General features: G+C 68.5%; 17 protein-coding genes and 1 tRNA gene. 17 read left to right on the top strand and 1 reads right to left on the bottom strand.

What is annotated here, in order from left to right:
• The 3 genes from QSJ59_RS10440 to QSJ59_RS10430 all read left to right on the top strand — a co-directional run.
• On the top strand, nt 1–1356 hold a 1356-nt coding region (locus QSJ59_RS10440), incomplete at its 5' end, for a hypothetical protein (protein ID WP_285759021.1).
• 122 nt (nt 1357–1478) lie between these two features.
• Complete coding sequence (gene orn / locus QSJ59_RS10435) at nt 1479–2117, top strand: oligoribonuclease (RefSeq protein ID WP_285759019.1); 639 nt, start codon at nt 1479–1481, stop codon at nt 2115–2117.
• 77 nt (nt 2118–2194) lie between these two features.
• Nucleotides 2195–2270: transfer RNA gene (locus tag QSJ59_RS10430), tRNA-His, on the top strand.
• A 962-nt stretch (nt 2271–3232) separates the two neighbouring features.
• On the opposite strand, the gene QSJ59_RS10425 is transcribed toward QSJ59_RS10430, so the two are convergent.
• Entirely contained in the window at nt 3233–4018 is a 786-nt protein-coding gene (locus tag QSJ59_RS10425) for a sporulation protein (RefSeq protein WP_285759017.1), read from the bottom strand.
• A gap of 410 nt (nt 4019–4428) precedes the next feature.
• On the opposite strand from QSJ59_RS10425, the gene QSJ59_RS10420 reads away from it, so the two are divergent.
• From QSJ59_RS10420 to QSJ59_RS10355, 14 genes are all read left to right on the top strand, one after another.
• Nucleotides 4429–5571 carry a hypothetical protein gene (locus tag QSJ59_RS10420; protein WP_285759016.1) on the top strand — a complete coding sequence of 381 codons (1143 nt, stop codon included), beginning with the start codon at nt 4429–4431 and terminating at the stop codon, nt 5569–5571.
• Between the two features lie 58 nt (nt 5572–5629).
• The gene (cpaB, locus tag QSJ59_RS10415; protein ID WP_285759014.1) at nt 5630–6379 is read left to right on the top strand and encodes a Flp pilus assembly protein CpaB; all 750 of its coding nucleotides are present in this window, start codon (nt 5630–5632) and stop codon (nt 6377–6379) included.
• A gap of 43 nt (nt 6380–6422) precedes the next feature.
• The gene (locus QSJ59_RS10410) at nt 6423–8033 is read left to right on the top strand and encodes a CpaE/TadZ family protein (RefSeq protein ID WP_285759013.1); all 1611 of its coding nucleotides are present in this window, start codon (nt 6423–6425) and stop codon (nt 8031–8033) included.
• A 3-nt stretch (nt 8034–8036) separates the two neighbouring features.
• A complete protein-coding gene (locus QSJ59_RS10405; protein ID WP_285759012.1) occupies nt 8037–8441 on the top strand; it encodes a TadE/TadG family type IV pilus assembly protein in 405 nt (134 codons plus the stop codon).
• A gap of 58 nt (nt 8442–8499) precedes the next feature.
• Nucleotides 8500–9855 carry a TadA family conjugal transfer-associated ATPase gene (locus tag QSJ59_RS10400; RefSeq protein WP_285759011.1) on the top strand — a complete coding sequence of 452 codons (1356 nt, stop codon included), beginning with the start codon at nt 8500–8502 and terminating at the stop codon, nt 9853–9855.
• A complete protein-coding gene (locus QSJ59_RS10395; protein ID WP_285759010.1) occupies nt 9852–10781 on the top strand; it encodes a type II secretion system F family protein in 930 nt (309 codons plus the stop codon). Before QSJ59_RS10400 ends, QSJ59_RS10395 begins: the two co-directional genes overlap by 4 nt.
• A gap of 28 nt (nt 10782–10809) precedes the next feature.
• A complete protein-coding gene (locus tag QSJ59_RS10390) occupies nt 10810–11718 on the top strand; it encodes a type II secretion system F family protein (RefSeq protein ID WP_285759008.1) in 909 nt (302 codons plus the stop codon).
• Between the two features lie 4 nt (nt 11719–11722).
• Entirely contained in the window at nt 11723–12952 is a 1230-nt protein-coding gene (locus tag QSJ59_RS10385) for a sensor histidine kinase (RefSeq protein WP_285759006.1), read from the top strand.
• Entirely contained in the window at nt 12952–13611 is a 660-nt protein-coding gene (locus QSJ59_RS10380; RefSeq protein WP_285759005.1) for a response regulator, read from the top strand. Before QSJ59_RS10385 ends, QSJ59_RS10380 begins: the two co-directional genes overlap by 1 nt.
• 140 nt (nt 13612–13751) lie before the next feature.
• Nucleotides 13752–14012 carry a hypothetical protein gene (locus QSJ59_RS10375; RefSeq protein ID WP_285759004.1) on the top strand — a complete coding sequence of 87 codons (261 nt, stop codon included), beginning with the start codon at nt 13752–13754 and terminating at the stop codon, nt 14010–14012.
• Nucleotides 14013–14068: 56 nt separating this feature from the next.
• Nucleotides 14069–14785: a pilus assembly protein TadG-related protein gene (locus QSJ59_RS10370; RefSeq protein ID WP_285759002.1), complete on the top strand. Its 717-nt coding sequence runs from the start codon at nt 14069–14071 to the stop codon at nt 14783–14785.
• Between the two features lie 159 nt (nt 14786–14944).
• A complete protein-coding gene (locus QSJ59_RS10365; protein ID WP_285759000.1) occupies nt 14945–15994 on the top strand; it encodes an OmpA family protein in 1050 nt (349 codons plus the stop codon).
• A 35-nt stretch (nt 15995–16029) separates the two neighbouring features.
• Nucleotides 16030–16560 (top strand): hypothetical protein, encoded by a 531-nt coding sequence (locus QSJ59_RS10360; RefSeq protein ID WP_285758999.1) that lies wholly within the window; start codon nt 16030–16032, stop codon nt 16558–16560.
• Nucleotides 16561–16587: 27 nt separating this feature from the next.
• Nucleotides 16588–17244, top strand: coding sequence for a C40 family peptidase (locus tag QSJ59_RS10355; RefSeq protein ID WP_285758997.1), 657 nt, complete (start codon nt 16588–16590; stop codon nt 17242–17244).
• Nucleotides 17245–17277 lie beyond the last annotated feature (33 nt).

The following is a 17277-nucleotide window of genomic DNA, read 5'->3' as shown; positions in this document are numbered from 1 at the left end:
ACCGTCAACCTGGGCACCGGCCCCGCGGGCGCCACCACGCGCATCGACCCGCCGAGCCGTTCCCGCCCCACCACACCCGAGGACGACGAACCCACCGCGGACCTCAGCGACCACGCGGCCCCCGATGGCGCGACCGTCAACCTCGGTGCTCCTCCCTCCCCTGCTGATCGAACCCAGCCCGACCTGGACGACGAACCCACCGCGGACCTCAGCGACCACGCGGCCCCCGACGGCGCGACCGTCAACCTGGGCACCGGCCCCGCACCCACCGACCGCACCCAGCCCGATCTCGACGCACCGGGCCCGCCGGACGCGACCATGCGTATCACTCCCCGGACCGGGGACGACGCACCCGCAACGCGCGCCCCCGCTTCCCCCGGCGGGGACGATGCCCCACGGACCGCGGTCTTCAACCCCGACGACCCTGGGTTCACCGGGGCGATTCCTTCCGGAGGCGGCGAAGGGCAAGAGGGCGGGGAAGACGGCAAGTTCAACAAGTTCCTCGGCAACTTCAGGGAAGGGCTCCAGGAATACCGGTCCGAACTGGCCGAGGAACGGAAGAAACGCCAGGAGGAGCAGCGCGCCAAGGCCGCGGAAGAAGCCCGGATCCGGGCCGAGCAGCAGGCGAAGGAAGCCGAGGAGCGGCGCGAGCGCGAGGAGCGGGAAGCACAGGAGCTCAAGGAGCGCGCGGAACGGCAGGAACAGGAGCGCCGCGCCTGGGAGGCGGAGAACCCCGGCCGCCCGTGGCCGGGCGACCCCGGTTCCGCCCACCCCGCTCAACCGGGAACGGGCGCGAACCCGGCCGGACCCGCAGCGTTTCCGGGGCAGGCAGGGACCGGCTATCCGCAGCCCCCGCACCAGGCCCTCCGTCCAGGACAGCCGCAACAGGCGCCGCCGCCCTACATGCCGCCGACCGGCCCCCAGCACAGCGCCGCCCCCGGCTACCCGGGGCAGCCCTACCCCCCGCAGTACCAGCAGCGCCCGGCCCAGCCGCCGGCTCCACCGAAGTCACGGCGGCAACGGCGGGCCGCCGCCCAGCCGCCCGTTCCTCAGGGCTATCCCGGCGGCTACCCGCAGCAGGGCGGCCAACCGCCACCCCAGGTCCGTGGAGGCCACGGCCAGCCGGGCGGTTACCCCGGCACCGGCGGGCAGTCCCCCTGGGGGCCCCACCAGGGTGGCCCTGGACGCCCCCCTTACCCCGCGCCTCCGCCCAGACCCCGCAAGAAGAAGAGCGGCTGTGGCTGTGGCTGCCTGTTCTTCCTGCTCGTCATCCTGGCGCTCGTGGGTGTGGTGACGTACCTCTGGTTGGACTACTCCACACTCATGGTCGCGATCTTCGGCCCGCCCCCCTTCTAGCCGCTCGACGTTCGGCAGACGCCGGTGGACGGGGCCCTGCGCCCCGTCCACCGGCGCCCCTGCCCGGCGTCCCGCCGCCCGTGAAGACGTTGCAGGTGCGCAAAGCGCCCTAAGCTAGCCCCATGAACGACAGCCTGGTGTGGATCGACTGTGAGATGACGGGGCTCGACCTCGACAAAGACGCGCTGATCGAGGTGGCCTGTGTCATCACCGACGGCGACCTCAACCAGATCGACGAGGGCATCGACGTCGTCGTCAAACCACCGCAGGCGGCACTCGACCAGATGGGCGACTTCGTCACCCAGATGCACACGACGTCCGGCCTCCTCACGGAACTGGACAACGGGGTGACGCTGTCCGAGGCCGAGGAGATGGTCCTCGACCACATCAGGCGCTACGTCCCCGAGCCGAAGAAGACCCCGTTGTGCGGGAACTCCATCGCCACGGACCGTGCCTTCCTCGCCCGCGACATGCCGCTCATCGACGAGCACCTGCACTACCGGATGGTGGATGTCTCCAGCATCAAGGAACTCCTGCGCCGCTGGTACCCGCGGGTGTACTTCGCGAGTCCGGAGAAGCACGGGGGCCACCGCGCGCTGGCCGACATCGTCGAGAGCATCCAGGAACTCCGGTACTTCCGGGCGGCCGCCTTCGTCGCCGCCCCCGGTCCGGACACCCCCACCGCGCGTGCCATCGCCGCCGATGTCGTCTCCGGTGGAACCGGACAACTCGACGCCCCCGAGTCCACACCCCGGAAATGAAGGCGCGAATCACTCGCGGGAACCGGTAGTATCATTTCTGAACGCAGGCGCTGATGGTTTTCAGCCCGGCGGTCATGGTGGGTGTAGCTCAGCCGGTAGAGCACTTGGTTGTGGTCCAAGATGTCGCGGGTTCAAGTCCCGTCACTCACCCCAGATGAAAACAGGCCCCGGCCTGCGGACGACTTCCGCGGGCCGGGGCTTCGTCGTTGCGGAGGTCACCGCGCCTTCCCTAGGCCGCACCACATCCAGTGATGATGTCGCGCACGACGCAGATCGGACCCCGCACCTTGAGCGGCGAGACCAAGCGCCACCGCATCAAGTAGCGCCCGGACGGAAACCGCTACGGCCCGTGAGTGCGAGACCTTCACCGACCGCAACAGGGCCGTGTCCTCCGAACTGGCGGTGGAAGCGGCCGGCCATGAACGGCCCGAAGGCCGGGACAACGACGATCGCAGGCGCCCCGACCGCCATCGGGGCCCGGGACGCGTCCGTCCGGCTTCACCTACCGGGCAGGGGTTGCTCGGTGACGACGGGGCCGGTGGCAGTGGCGGTGGATGACTTGAGGACAGACGTCCCCTCGTAGGCAGCGGCTGCAGTTCGATGAGGTGCGTGCCACCACAGTGACGTTTCGGCGCTGCACATGACCCGGCCGGTCTGATCGCCTCGGCGGAGCGCAGCACGATGTCGTCGGAGGCGGTAGAGGCGGTGATGCAGAGGGGATGTGTCCTCGCCAGGTGACGGTGGCGTTGAGCGCGGTGAGAGTGCGCCCTCGGGACCAGAGGCGATGGGCGAGTTGCGACGGCCTCGACGAACACTGTGACCCGCCGGCCCACCCTTCAGGTCTTGGCCGCGCCCGTTGCACAGTCGAGACGGGGTGGGCCCCGGTGGCCCACCCCGTCCTGAAGCAGCGGACCATCACGACCGAACCCGGAACCCACAACCGCAGACAGCCAGCCCGGGGAAGCAAAAACGCAGTTCAGATTTTTCTGCCCGGCGAGCTCAAGTCCCGGCACTCACTCCAGATCGAAAGTACGGACCGGGGCCTCGTCACCTTCGGGGCCCTCCAACGCGTTGGGAGGCAGGCCCGTCTCCCGACCACGTCCGGTCCGCCGTGCTCACAGCCACCGGCGGCGGCCCGCGGTCGCGTCGATCCACCGGTGGAGGTAGTCCGCCCAGTCCGTACCGGCTGCCGCGCGGTGGTCGACGCTGAAGGAGTGGAAGGTGTCGCTTCCCTCGCTGAACAGCAGGCCGGGCTTCTTGTCCATCTCCAGGACCACGTCCACGCCTCGCTCGTCGGTGACGAACGAGAGCTCCAACTCGCCGAGCCCCTGGTAGCGACTCGGCGCATGGAACTCGATCTCCTGGTAGAAGGGCAGGCGCTGGCGGGTACGGGACAGCCGACCGCGCTCCATATCGGCGTGCTTGAAGCGGAATCCCAACCGGAACAGGGCATCGAGGACGGCCTGGTGGGCGGGAAGCGGCAGCACCCCCACCGGGTCGAGGTCACCGGGGTCGACGGCACCGGCGATGTGCAGCCGGGTATTGATCCCGATGTTCATCCCCGGGAGGGGATGCCCGTAGCAGCCGGTGATGGGCGTCTCCCAGGGAACCGCCAGCTCGAAGGGGACCTCGATGCGCTCGGCGGGCGGCAGGTGCAGGCGTCCGCCGAGGGTGCTGCGGTGGAATTCGACGTCCTGCGCGTGCTCGCTGTCGCCGGACTCGACCTCGACCCGCGCCTGGAGACCGACGGTGAGCATTTCGATCTGCTGGTCGACGTCGCCGCCCTGGATGCGCACGACCCCGCGCACCGCTCCGCCCGGCGGGACCTCGGCAACGTGCAGGACGGTCTCCACCGACGCCCCGCCGAAACCGATTCCCGCCAGCAAACGCTTGAGGACCATGTCTCTTCCCATCGCCGCCGACCCCCCGGGGCGAGTCACGGAGCGGTCGGCGGATGTCACCGGTAGCCGGGTCCCGCCCGGACGCTGGGACGCACCCGCTCCACCGATCGTTCCCCTCCCGCCGAAGAGCGTCGGACGTGCGGCGTGGGGCGATCAGGTGTGTCCCCCGAGCCAGCTGTCCGATATCGGCCAACTGCCAATAGCGATTACGTTCCGCTAAAAATCGGGACCTTAGTACCGATCGGGATAACGCAACGTAGAACAGGGTGACGGTCCTGGGAAATTTGGGGGCGTGGACACTCCAGACCCAGCGCAGACTCGTTACGATACGTCCGCATAGAATCACCTGCTGGCCGTGACCACGAACCGCAGCCGACCCCCAAGCGTCTCACCCCCAGGGAGCTTGCCCCGTGTCCAGTGACCGCCCGAGGTCCGTGAGCGTCGTCGCCCTGCTCGCCGATGTGCCGAGCACGGGCCACCTCGGCAACGCCCGGGCACGGCGCTTCGCCCTGGACGGCGATGACCTCGCCGGACAGTCCGCGGGCTTCCTCGACTTCGCGCGGGAGAACATCGCACAGGGGAAGAAGGTCGTGGCCCTGTACCCCCGGTGGCGATCCGGCCGGGCCGAGCGGGCGGTCCAGTTCGCCCGCGGAGCGCTGCGGACCGATCACGTCGCGGCCGTGCCCATGGACCTGTCCCCCCTGGCGCTGTCCCTGGTGGCCGACCAGATGGCCTATCTCGCGCCCTACCTGCCGTCGGGGCTCGTGGCGGCACTGGCCGCCGAACTGCCCGAGCACATGCTGGCAGGCGGTTGGGTCAAGAGCGTGGCGAGCCTGGCGACCATCCCAATCTCGGTCCGCCAGCACATGGGGTCGCTCGTTCCCGGAACGGCCTTCCTCGCCTTCTGCGCGCCCGTGCAGCGCGTCGGACGGGTACGCCGGTCCAACCCCGCGCCCAACATCCCCTTCCACCCGGTGAACCCGGTGCAGGTACTGGTCTCGGCCGGCCGGGACGCCGACCAGTCGCACTTCGACGCCCAGTTCATACCGGCGATACAGCCGGTCTCCTCGCACGACCTCCCCGACCAGCCGCTGGGCCCGGCCTACTGGGGGACCACGAAGTACGTCGAGTTCGTGGTCTTCAGCGCCCACCAGGACGCACTCACCCAACCGGTACGGGCGATCCGGCCGACCACCTGCGCGTGGTGCCGTGAACCCGTGGCCGAGACGCACTGCCCGTTCTGCGGCGCGGCCAACCAGCCTCCGGTCGGACGCCCGCCCACGTACTCCCGGGCCGTCCAGGTGCCGACACCGACGGCCCTCGTCCCCCCGCCCGCACAGGGCTCCGGCCCCCCTGCCCGTCCGGCCCCCCGGGCAGCGCCTCCCGAAGCCCCCCGACCCGCCGGGACACCGGCCCGGGGAACTCCTCCTCCCGGCTACGGCTCGGTGTCCGGAATCACCAGTTATCCACAGGCTCCAGAATCGTTCTCCCCTTCCCTTGGCGACGGCACCGACCCTGGAGAAACCCGTCCCCACCACCCGACCCGCCGCTGAGGCCTGGCCGCTCGGTGCCGCCGCCGTCTCCCCATCGCACGGCTAGAAATGGAGCGTCATGAACCCCCGTCAACGGCGCGGTGTTCTGCTCATGATCATCGCCGCGTTCGGCGCCGTCACCGTCTTCTTCACGGTGGTCTCCTACGTGAACACGCTGAACAGCGAGATGGGCACCTACCGAACGGTGTTGCGGCTGACCCAGGACGTCGACCCCTACCAGCCGATCACCGCGGAGATGGTGGAGTCCCAGGAGGTCCCGGCGAGGTTCTTCGACGAGGAGACCTTCCTGAGCAGTCTGGAGGACGCCAACGAGGCGCTGGCGAACCCGGGCAGCCGCGCCGTCTCCGCCACCTTCCTGCAGGCGGGCACGCTTCTCCAGAAGAGCATGGTCGTGCCCGCCCCGGCCCTGGAGACGGGCGAGCGGGAGATCGCGATCATGGTCAACGCCGAGACGGGCGTGGCCGGCAAGGTGGCCCGCCAGTCCCGCGTGGACATCTACGCCTCCTTCCAGCCCAACGACTCCTCCGACGCGTGCACGATCCGGGTCCTCACCGACGTGGAGGTGCTGGAGATCGGCGACATCGGAGCACAGGTCGACGCCCAGACCGGTGGTACCAACTCCGTGGTCCCGGTGACCTTCAAACTCACCACCGAGCAGGCCCTCGAGCTGAGCTACGCCGAGGCGTTCGCCACCAAGCTGCGCCTGGCCCTGATCAGCGCGGAGGGGTCGGGCAACCCCGGCGAGGCGCGGTTCTGCGCCGAGGACCAGCTCGCCGCCGCCCTCTCCGGCCAGGGCGGCGGCAACTGATGGACACCCCTCCCACTCCTCTCCTCCGTCGGGGCGGCAACAGATGAGCACTTACCAGGTCCTGATCGGCGCCCCCACCGACGAGTTGGAGAACGCGCTCACGGCCAGGTTCGAGGAACTGGCCGAGGCCGAGGTCGTGAGCGTGCACCGCACCTCCCGCGAGGTCAGCGAGACCGTCGGCAAACTGCCCGGCCTCGACGTCGTACTGATCCACGAGGACCTCGGGCCGCTCCCGGTCCTGGACCTGATCCGCGACATCTCCCGGAACCAGCCGCAACTGGCGATCATCCTGATCGTGTCCGAGGTGGAACCCGACACCTTCACCAACACCATGGAGGCGGGCGCACGCGGACTGCTCCAGGCAGACGCCACCATCGAACAGCTCAGCGCCAGGGTCACCACGGCGGCGGACTGGTCGCGGACCCTGCGCCGCCACCTGGAGGCCGCCTCCCTCGACGTTCCGGTTTCGGGGCGCCGCGGCCAGATCATCACACTGACCGGCGCCAAGGGCGGTGTCGGAACCACCACGACCGCCATCCAACTGTCCCGGATCGCGGCCAAGGCCGGACGTACCGTCTGCCTCGTCGACCTGGACCTGCAGTCCGGCGACGTCCCCGGATATTACGACCTCAAGCACCGCCGCAGCATCGTGGACCTGGTGGAGGCCGCCGACGACATCAGTGCGGCCATGCTCGCCGACACCCTCTACGTCCACCACGACGGTCCGCACATCCTGCTCGCCCCCGAACACGGCGAGCACAGCGAGGACGTCAACGCGCGTGCGGCCCGACAGATCCTCGGGGCGCTGCGGTCACGTTACGACCAGGTGATCGTGGACTGCGGTTCGGCGATCAACGACGCCACCGCGGTGGCCGTGGAACTCTCCGACACAGCCATCGTGCTGGTCACCCCGGACCTTCCGGCCCTGCGCGGCGCACAGCGCCTCATCGCCATGTGGGAGCGGCTGCACGTCCGCGAGGCCAAGAACGTGACCTCGCTGATCACCCGGCACAGCCGGAGGAACGAGATCCAGCCGGACTTCGCCCGCAAACTGCTCGGCACGGAAACGCTGCGCACGGCCGTACCGGCCGCCTATCGTGCCCTGGAGGAGGCGTCCAACACCGGGGTCCCCGGCAGGCTCACCGACGAGGCCCTGCTCAAAGCATTCAGCCGGCTGGCCGCGGAACTGGGCATCACCGCGGCGACACCCGATGAGGAGCAGCAGGGCAACGGCTCCTCAACGAAAGAAGCCGCCGCGGCGATGATCGCCCAGAGTCGCCGCTCGCGCAGCACCCGCGGCGACTCCGGTGCCTCGATCGTCGAATTCGCCGCACTCGTCCCGTTCCTCGGCCTGGCACTGCTGTTGACCTGGCAGATCGTACTGATCGGACTCACCGGGATGTACGCCTCCCACGCGGCCAGCGAAGGCGCACGCCAGGCGTCGATCACCCCGAGCGACGAGGAGCGGATCCGGGAGGAGGCGGCCAAACGGGTGCGCGCCCCCTGGGACGAGGAGGAGACCTTCACCCTGGAGAACCTGGTGGAGGACGGCCGCCGCTACATCCGGGTGACCATCGCGATGCCCGCGGTGCTGCCCGGCATGGACAGTCCGTGGAACATCAGCAGCCAGTCCCAGGTCCTTCGCGAGGGGTGAGGCATGAGCGTGGATCCACCGGCACCCGCCCGGCCGCGGCCAGACGGCCGGAATCGATGGGCCCGTCGTGACGACCGCGGATCACAGATCCTGGAGTTCGCCACCTACCTGCCGTTGTTCCTGCTGATGGCAGTGATCACGTTGGAGGTCTTCATCTCGTTCGTCGCAGTCGAACAGGCCGAGAACGCGGCCAGGATCGGAGCCCGGGTCGCCGAGCAGCAGGGCCCGGCGACAGCGCTGTCCGCGGCCGAGGGAGCGCTTCCGACCTGGATGGGCGCTGCCCGGGTCAGCACCGGCTACACCGAGGACGGCGGCGTCTTCTCCGAGGTCAGTATCGGAGTTCCCGTCGTCTTCACGATCGCCGCCCTGGACTACACCGTCGTCCGCCGGGTGGAGATGGCCGTCTAGTCCCCCGGCACCCCGAGTACAGACCCGACACCCCCGACGACCGCACCAGGTAAGGCCCATGGCTCTCAAAGACCGCCTCAACGAGGATCGCCTCACCGACCAGCACTCCGACCGCGGCAGTGTCGCCCACTGGCGCCAGCGTCTGCTCACCGAGGTCAACCTCGACGACCTCGCCATGCTCAGCCTCGAACAGCGCCGCATCCGCCTGGAGAAGGTCGTCGGCCACCTCATCTCGCGCGAGGGGCCGGTCCTGTCCGACCGCGAACGCGGGAACATGATCCGGCGGGTGGTCGACGAGGCGCTCGGCCTCGGGGTCCTCGAACCGCTCCTGGCGGACGAGAGCATCACCGAGATCATGGTCAACGGTCCCGACAACGTCTTCGTCGAGCGCCGCGGCCGCGTCGAACGCATCGAGACCACCTTCGCCAGCGAGGAACAGCTGTACCAGACCATCGACCGCATCGTCTCCACGGTCAACCGGCGGGTGGACGAGTCGAGCCCGATGGTCGACGCCCGGCTGCCCACCGGCGAACGCGTCAACGTGATCGTCCCTCCGTTGTCCCTGTCGGGACCCATCATCACGATCCGGCGGTTCCCCAAACCGTTCAGTGTCGAACAGCTGGTGGCCAAGGGCAGCCTCGACGAGGCGACCGGCGTGCTGCTGTCCGCTCTGGTCCGGGCCCGGTTCAACGTGGTCATCTCTGGTGGAACCGGTACCGGGAAGACCACGTTCCTCAATGCTTTGTCGGCGTTCGTCCCCTCCCATGAGCGCATCGTCACGATCGAGGACTCGGCAGAACTGCAACTCCGCCAGGAGCACGTGCTGAGGCTGGAATCGCGCCCGCCCAACATCGAGGGGGCCGGTGCCATCACCATCCGCGACCTCGTGCGCAACTCCCTGCGTATGCGTCCCGACCGGATCATCGTCGGCGAGGTCCGGGGGGCCGAGACCCTGGACATGCTGCAGGCCATGAACACCGGCCACGACGGCTCCCTGGCCACCGTGCACGCCAACTCCGCGGAGGACGCGGTGCACCGACTCCTGACCCTGGCCTCGATGAGCGAGATCACCATCCCGTTCGAGGCGATCCGTGACCAGATCAACGCGGCGATCGACGTGATCGTGCACCTGTCCCGCTACCCCGACGGGTCCCGACGGGTGGCGGAAGTCGCGGTGGTCGCCTCGAACCGGCGCGAAGAGTTCCGGCTCGACCCGCTCCTGAAGTTCGAAGCGCACCGTTACGAGGTCGACCAGGCGGTCACCGGCGACTTCCACCGGTTCCCGTTGCCCCGCCACATCGCCGCCCGCGTCCACAGCGCGGGCGAAACCGTCCCCGCGACCTTCGGCGTCGTCAAGGCCGCACACGCCGCGCACTCCCCCACCGGCCACCAGTACCCGGGAGGATCGCTGTGAACTACACGCTGGTCATCCTGCTCGTCACCATGGCGTCACTGATCGTGGCCGTGTGGGGCTTCGTCGTCTACATGGACGGGGTGGGACAGCGGCGGCTGCTGGCCGCGCGCGGCACGCTGTCCGAGGTGGAGCGCCGCGCCAACACGCCGATGGCCCGGTTGGACGTGTGGCTGCGCCGCTCGGAACTGGGCAGACGCATGGAGATCCGTCTGGCGCGCGCGGGAGTGAAGGTCAAGGTGTCCACGTTCGTGGTCGCCCTGAGCGCGACGGCGGTGTGCGCGGTGGTCCTGGTCTGGCAGATCCTCGCCCCGATCCTGGGCGTCCTCGCGGCCGGTCTGGTGGGGTTCTTGTTCCTGGCCTATCTGCGTCAGCAGGAGGAGAAGCGCAAGGAGGCGTTCACCGCCCAGCTCCCCGAACTCGCCCGGGTCCTCTCCAACGCCACCCAGGCCGGCCTGGCCCTGCCGACCGCCATCGACATGGCCGCCGACGAACTCGACGACCCTGCCGGCTCCGAACTACGCCGGGTCGCCCGGTCCATGAAGGTCGGCCAGTCCTTCGAGAGTGCCGTGTCCGACCTCCGCGACCGGATGCCCTCGCGCGAGATCGGCGTGCTGATCTCCACCCTGCTGGTCTCCGCCCGCTCCGGTGGAGCCCTGGTGACGGCCCTGCGTTCCATCTCCGAGACCCTGGAGAACCGCAAGGAGACCAGGCGCGAGGTCCGCACCATCCTCAGCGAGACCACGAACACCGCGTGGGCGCTGCTCACGATGGGGGTGGGGTCGCTGTTCCTCCTGAACCTGATGATGCCGGGAGCAGTCGGCCGGATGACCGCCAGCCCGGCGGGGCTCGCGATCCTGGGTGTCTCGCTCTCCCTGTTCACCATCGGTTTCGTGACGATCCGCCGCATGTCCCGGATCGACTTCTAGCGGATCGCGCCGAGAAGCCTGGAGTTCCATGAACATCGTCCTCAGCCCCGCGCTCACCCTGGTGGTGGGCCTGGCCGGCGCGCTGTCCGTCGCCCTGTTCTTCTGGGGCGCGCACCTGGTGACCCGCAAGAGCGACATGACCGGGGAGTTCATCATCGAACCCCCGAAGAAGAAGGCGGACGAGACCTTCATCCTGCACCGGATCACCGAACTGATCGGGCGGCCGTTCGGCCCCGTGGTGGTGGAGTGGCTCGGGGAGGAGCGACAGGCCAAGATCCAGCTCAGGATCGAATCGGCGGGACGCCCCGAAGGGCTCACCGTGCAACGGTACGCGCAACGCAAGGCCGGGGAGGTTCTGCTCTACGGGGGCATCGGCCTGTTCTTCCTCGTCGACGGCTCACCGATCTTCGCCGCGGTGATCCTTGCGTTCGGTCTGCTCACCGACCTCTCCCTGTACAGCGCCACCCGGCAGCGACAGGAGGAGATCCAGAAGCAGCTCCCCGACTTCCTGGACGTGCTCGCGGTGACGGTCGGGTCGGGGCTGGCCTTCCGGCAGGCGCTGTCCAGGGTCTCCGACTCCATGCCGGGGGTGCTGGCCGCGGAGTTCCGCCTCACCCTGCACCAGATGGAGCTGGGCACCAGCCGGCGCGAGGCGTTCTCCGCGATGCGCAGGCGCAACTCCAACGAGTCGCTGGGGCGCTTCGTCACCGCCCTGCAGCAGGCCGAGGAACTCGGAGCACCGCTCACCCAGACACTGCAAAGCATCGGCCAGGACATGCGCCGCGAGGACGCCCAATACCTGCGACGCCGGGCGCAACGGCTGAACCCCCGGGTCACCGGGATCACCGCGGCGACCATGCTGCCCGGTCTGCTGCTGCTCATCGGCGGCGGCATGTTCTTCGGGTCCGACATCGACCTCTCGGCGATTCTGGGGTGAGCCGGTGAACGCGCACGGCGACACCGCGCTGGAGCGGCTCACCCGGCTGGCCCGGCTGCTGATCCAACTGCGCTTCCTGCTGACCGGGATCGCGCTGCTCCTCCTGCCCGCCGAACGGCTGTCGCCGAACGTCATCGTCATGCTGGCCTGTTACGCGGTGCTCTCCGGACTGCTCGCCAGATACTGGGACCGGCTGTCGCCCTACATCCTGCGCCACCCGTTACTGGTGGTCGCGGACGTGGCCGTGGCCTCCTCGATCCTGGCGGTGGACGGGCCCTCGGGGGCCTTCTTCCTGGCCACGGTCCTCACCAGCACCACCGCCGGGGTGCTGTACGGCACCAGGGGCCTGATCGGGGTCTCCTGCATGCAGATCATCGGCTACCTGGTGGCGCTGCTGGCCTATCTGTCGCTGCCCGGCACCTCCACCGGCAGCATCCAGGTGGGCTTCCAGATCGTCCTCGTGCAACCGCTGCTGTACCCGGTCGCCGGCTCCATCGGCCGCCGACTGCGCGGACTGTTCACCGAGCTCGCCCTGGAACAGGAGAAACGCCGTCTCGCCGAACATGCGGCCGCGACCGCCGAGGAGCGTTCCCGCTTGGCCCGGGACATGCACGACTCGGTGGCCAAAACCCTGCAGGGCGCGGCCATGGCCGCCCAGGCGCTCCCCCTCTGGCTGGAGAAGAACCCCGAGCGCGCGGTGGCCACCGCGGCGCAGGTCGCCGCGGCCACCCGGGTGGCCGCGCAGGAGGCCAGGGAGCTCATCGCCGACCTTCGCGAGGACACCTCCGAGTCACCCATCGCGGCCAGCGTGGCGGAGGTACTGCGCGATTGGTCGGCGGAGACCGGGGTCGAGACCGTGCTGAACGCCCCGGACGGCTCGTTGCCGCTGCTGGTGATCGCCCGGCACGAGACGGTCGCCGTCCTGCGTGAGGCACTCACCAACATCGACCGCCACGCGGCTGCCGGCACCGTCACCGTGGACCTCGCCGAGGAAGCGCACCACCTGGTCGTGGTCGTGCGCGACGACGGATCGGGCTTCGACACGACCGTTGCGATCCCAGGACACTACGGCCTGGTCGGTATGCGCGAGCGCGCCGCCCGCGCGGGCGGCCACCTGACCCTGGCCTCGGCCCCGGGCGCGGGCACTGTCCTTACCCTGCGCGTCCCGCTCGCCGGCCCCGCCCACGAAACCTCGGGGAAATCCCACCCCGCACACGGAAAGGGCCACGCCTGATGCCCCCGATCACCGTCCTCGCCGTCGACGACAACATCGTCGTGCGCGCCGGTCTCATCTCCCTCCTGGAGGCGTCCGACAGCATCCGGGTCGTCGGCGAGGCGGGCGACGGTGTCGAAGCGGTCGAGCAGGCCCACCGGCTGCGTCCCGACGTCGTCCTCCTCGACGTCCGGATGCCGGTCCGCGACGGGGTCAGCTCGGTCGAGGAGCTCGCCGCGATCACCAAGGTCGTCATGCTCACCCACACCGAGGACGCGCGGACCATCGAGACGGCACTGCGCAGGGGCGCCTGCGGCTACCTGGTGCACGGCCATTTCACCCTGGACGAACTCACCCGGGCACTGCACGAGGTCGTGCACCGCGACGGCAGTCCCCTGTCCCCCGTCGCGGCGACCGCGCTGCTCACCTTCATGCGGTCGGCGCCGACCAGTCAGGGCGCGGTCGGTGCGACCGACCTCGGACTGACCGAACGGGAGGCCGAAGTGCTCGGGGCCGCCGCGCGTGGATTGTCCAACGCCGCCATTGCCAAGGACCTATTCCTTTCCGAAAAGACCGTGAAAAACCACATCAACCGAATTTTCCGGAAACTCGACGTCAGCACCCGTTCGGCGGCGATCGCCCGTTGGAACGGGCACGGAACTCCCCTTTCGTCCGCCTAGCCGAACCGTTTCCACCGGTGTCCGGTTGGGCCCACCGAATTGGGCCCGCGGACCCTATCCGCCCGATCCGCCATTGCCTAGATTGATACTCGACACCGAAGACGCGATCAGCGCAGGGGATCGTTTCCCCAGGAGGACGCATGAAGAACCCGATGATCTCCCTCTACTTCACCACCCGGTCCGCTGTCGCGAACCGGATCGACTCCCTGCGCGGGCGCGGCGACCGGGGTGCGGGCTTCGTGGAGTATGCCGCCGTCATCGTCCTGGTCGCGGCCATCGCCGCGGCGATCTTCGCCACGAACATCGGACAGACGATTGCAGGCAGTCTTACCACTACCGTCGCGCAAATCCTCGGCGGGGGAACTCCCGCGACTCCCACTAATCCAAATTTGCCTCAGTAGCAGCTGGAAGGCTTTTCCTCTAATCGGGTCTCCTTTTTCTGGACGGTCCTTGCCCTATGCAGTCTCGACCCCGAGCGGTTCCAGCCGATGAGCGCGGACAGGCCAACCTGTTCCTGCTCATCGGCCTGACGCTGTCGCTCCTCGCCCTGACCATGCTCTTCGTCCGGCTGGGCGACGCGAACCAGTGGCGTGGACGATCGCAGACCGCGGCCGACGCCGCCGCGTTGGCCGCGGTGACCGTCGCCCGCGACAACGCGGCGGAGATGCTGGCCGGCAACCAGATCCCGGCCGCCCGGCTCTACGAGCCCGCTCGGGGGCGCACCTCGGCCGAGCGGTACGCCCGCAGGAACGGCGCGGTCCTGGAGAACATCCGGGCCAGCGACAACGCCCTGGGCCAATTGGGCAACTTCGTGCGGGTGGAGACCCGCGGCGCCGAGTGCCGTCAGGAACTCCTCGAGGACGGCAGCCGGGCCTGGTCGGACCTGTTCTGCCCGCCGGAGGAGGAGCGGGACCCCGACGCGGACGAGGGCCTGGGGAGCATGGGTAACGCGTCGGCGATCGCCGAGATGGTGATGCCGGACTGCAGCTACGTCTTCGGGGTGGAATACCGGGTGGTCGGGGTGGAGTGCGACGGCCAGGTCATCCAGAGCGAGCAGCACGCCCGCCGGCTGATCACGATCAGGCTCACCGGAGAAGAGGGACAGTACATCTACAAACCCTTCGGTGCGGCGGAGGAATTCCAACCGGAACCGACCGCTTCACCGTCCCCATGACACTCGCTATCGTGGAATCGACACCGCACCGTTTTCCCACCTCTTTTATCGTGGCCGGCACCGGTCGCCGTTTTTCTCACCGCGCATCCGCTATAGACCGCATTCCACGCGGTTGGCTAGGCTGACCGGTTGACGCACCCCCATTCGGAAGGCTGTACCGTGGACCGTCCGCCCCCCGCCCCCGGTGCTCTCCGCGCGGCCGGGCTGTGCCTGCCGATCGCGCTGAGCGCGATCCTGCTCTCCGGCTGCGTGTCCGGTACGGACGACCCCACGCCCCCACCCGAATCCGAGGGAAGCGCCGCTCCCGACGGCGAGGCCCCGACAGAGGCACGGGACCCCATCGCCACTTCGTCGTACAACGCCAGTGCCGAAGGCAGCGATCTGCGGTTCGACCTCTATTCGCTGGAACGCCACGGCGACGCGATGGCCGTACTGAGCCTGGCGGTCACCAACGACGGCTCCGAGAACGCCTTCGTGATGCACAGCCTCACCGAGCTCGGTGGCCAGGCCAGCGCCCCCGACGGCGTCTCGCTGGTCGACACCGAGGCCCAGAAGCGCTACATGCCGCTGAAACTCACCGACGGCACGACCTGCCACTGCTCGTCCTGGGCGGGGAGCGAGTCATTGGCCCCCGGCGCGACGATCGAGACCTGGGTGGCGTTTCCCGCCCCGCCCCCGGAGGTGGAGCAGGTCGTCGTCACCACCCCGGTCACCCCGGACTTCCTGGACGTCCCGATCACCACTGCGGCCGCCCCCGACGACGCGATTGCGGAGGCGCCGGTGGCCGAGCCACGGATCCTGGACATCAGGGCGTTCGAGGACGACATCGACGGCGGTTCCTCCCGCTCGGAATCGGGTGACGAAACCCAGGTCCTCCTCTCCTCCGACGTCCTCTTCGAGCTGAACGAATCGGCTCTGACTCCCGACGCGGACGAGGCACTGTCCCTGGTGGCCGAAGAGATCGACGCCTCCTCAGCAACAAACGTGCAGATCGACGGCTACACCGACAACAGTGGAAACGATTCCATCAACGGGCCCCTTTCAAAAGACCGCGCTTCGGCAGTCGAAGAGAAGCTCGACCGACTTGTCACACGAAATGGGATCACTTTCAAAGCCACCGGCCACGGTTCCAGCGATCCAGTAGGAGACAACGCCACCAACGAGGGCCGAGAGAAAAACCGTCGCGTCACGATCACTTTCGCCAAATAGGGGGCACCGTCTTGCACCGATTCACGTCCCGTTCAATGGCAGGCATTCTGGCGGCCTTGACGACAGCCCTGCTGACTGGATCCGCCTCATACGCCGGAGAGGCCTCATCTTCTACTTCTCCTACACCTTCCGAATCGCGCCCCATACTGGGAACGAGCGAGGCCAGCAAAAGCACCTGGGACGGGGCGATTGTCGAGATCAGAGAATTAAAGCGCAGCAAAACAGGCGAATACGCCCAACTCGTCTGGACACTAAAAAATAACAGCAATGCCAATATAAGCCTGGTCGAACTGGAAAACACGACATACATTTATCCCGGCTCATCGACGGGAAGCGGTCTTGTATTGATCGATGAAAAACAGGGGGTCCGATTCAACCCCTACATCGACTCCGATCAGGATTGCATGTGCGCCGGAGCCGACCATCTTCCAACCATGTTCCATCTAATTACTTACCCTGAATTCCAGAACACCTACTGGGCCTCCTACCGACTCTCCGCCGAAACCGAGAAAGTGACGGTGGAGATCCCCGGTTTCCTGCCGATCAAGGATGTTCCCGTCAGCTGAACTGCCAGAGGCACAAGGAGCTTTCCGGTGGCGAGAATCCCGAACACCCCCTCCCGGGACGGATCGACGGACGACCGTGGCGCGTCGTTCATCGAGGTCTCGGTCGTGACGATGCTCGCGGCCGGGATCATCACCGCGGTCCTGCAGTCCCCCGTCGGCGCAACCTTCCATGACAACGTCCGCGAGATGGTCTGCCTCGTGGACGGCCCCGAATGCGAGGGCGAGACCTGGACGGAGATCGAGCGCCCCGAGGAGCCGGAAGAGTACGAGTTCAACTTCGCCGGCTACTACGGCGGGGAGGTGCTGGGCTCGGGCGAGGCCCGGGTCGCCATCGAGTGGGCACTGTCCAAACAGGGCCTGCCCTACGTCTGGGGCGGAACCGGCCCCAACGGCTACGACTGCTCCGGCCTCGTGCAAGGAGCCTGGGCGGCAGCGGGTGTGCAGATCCCGCGCACGACCTGGCCGCAGCACGCGGCGCTGCCCGCCGTGAGCAAGGCCGAACTGCTGCCCGGCGACCTGATCTTCTTCCAGACCATCCCCGGACCGCCGCCCACCCACGTCGGCATGTACATCGGTGAGGGAAAGATGGTGCACGCGGGAAACCCGGTGAACGTGGCCCAGGTCCTGGGCAACCCCTACTGGGAGTCCCGGTGGGTGGGGGCAGGCCGCGTTCCCCAGAAGTGATCCGTCGGCCCACCGGACAGGCGCTCTTTCGTG

The organism is Nocardiopsis ansamitocini (genome assembly GCF_030268225.1).
GTDB classification, from domain to species: Bacteria; Actinomycetota; Actinomycetes; order Streptosporangiales; family Streptosporangiaceae; genus Nocardiopsis_D; species Nocardiopsis_D ansamitocini.
Note: the sequence above shows the minus strand (reverse complement) of the source record. Positions and strands in the feature narration are given on the sequence as shown.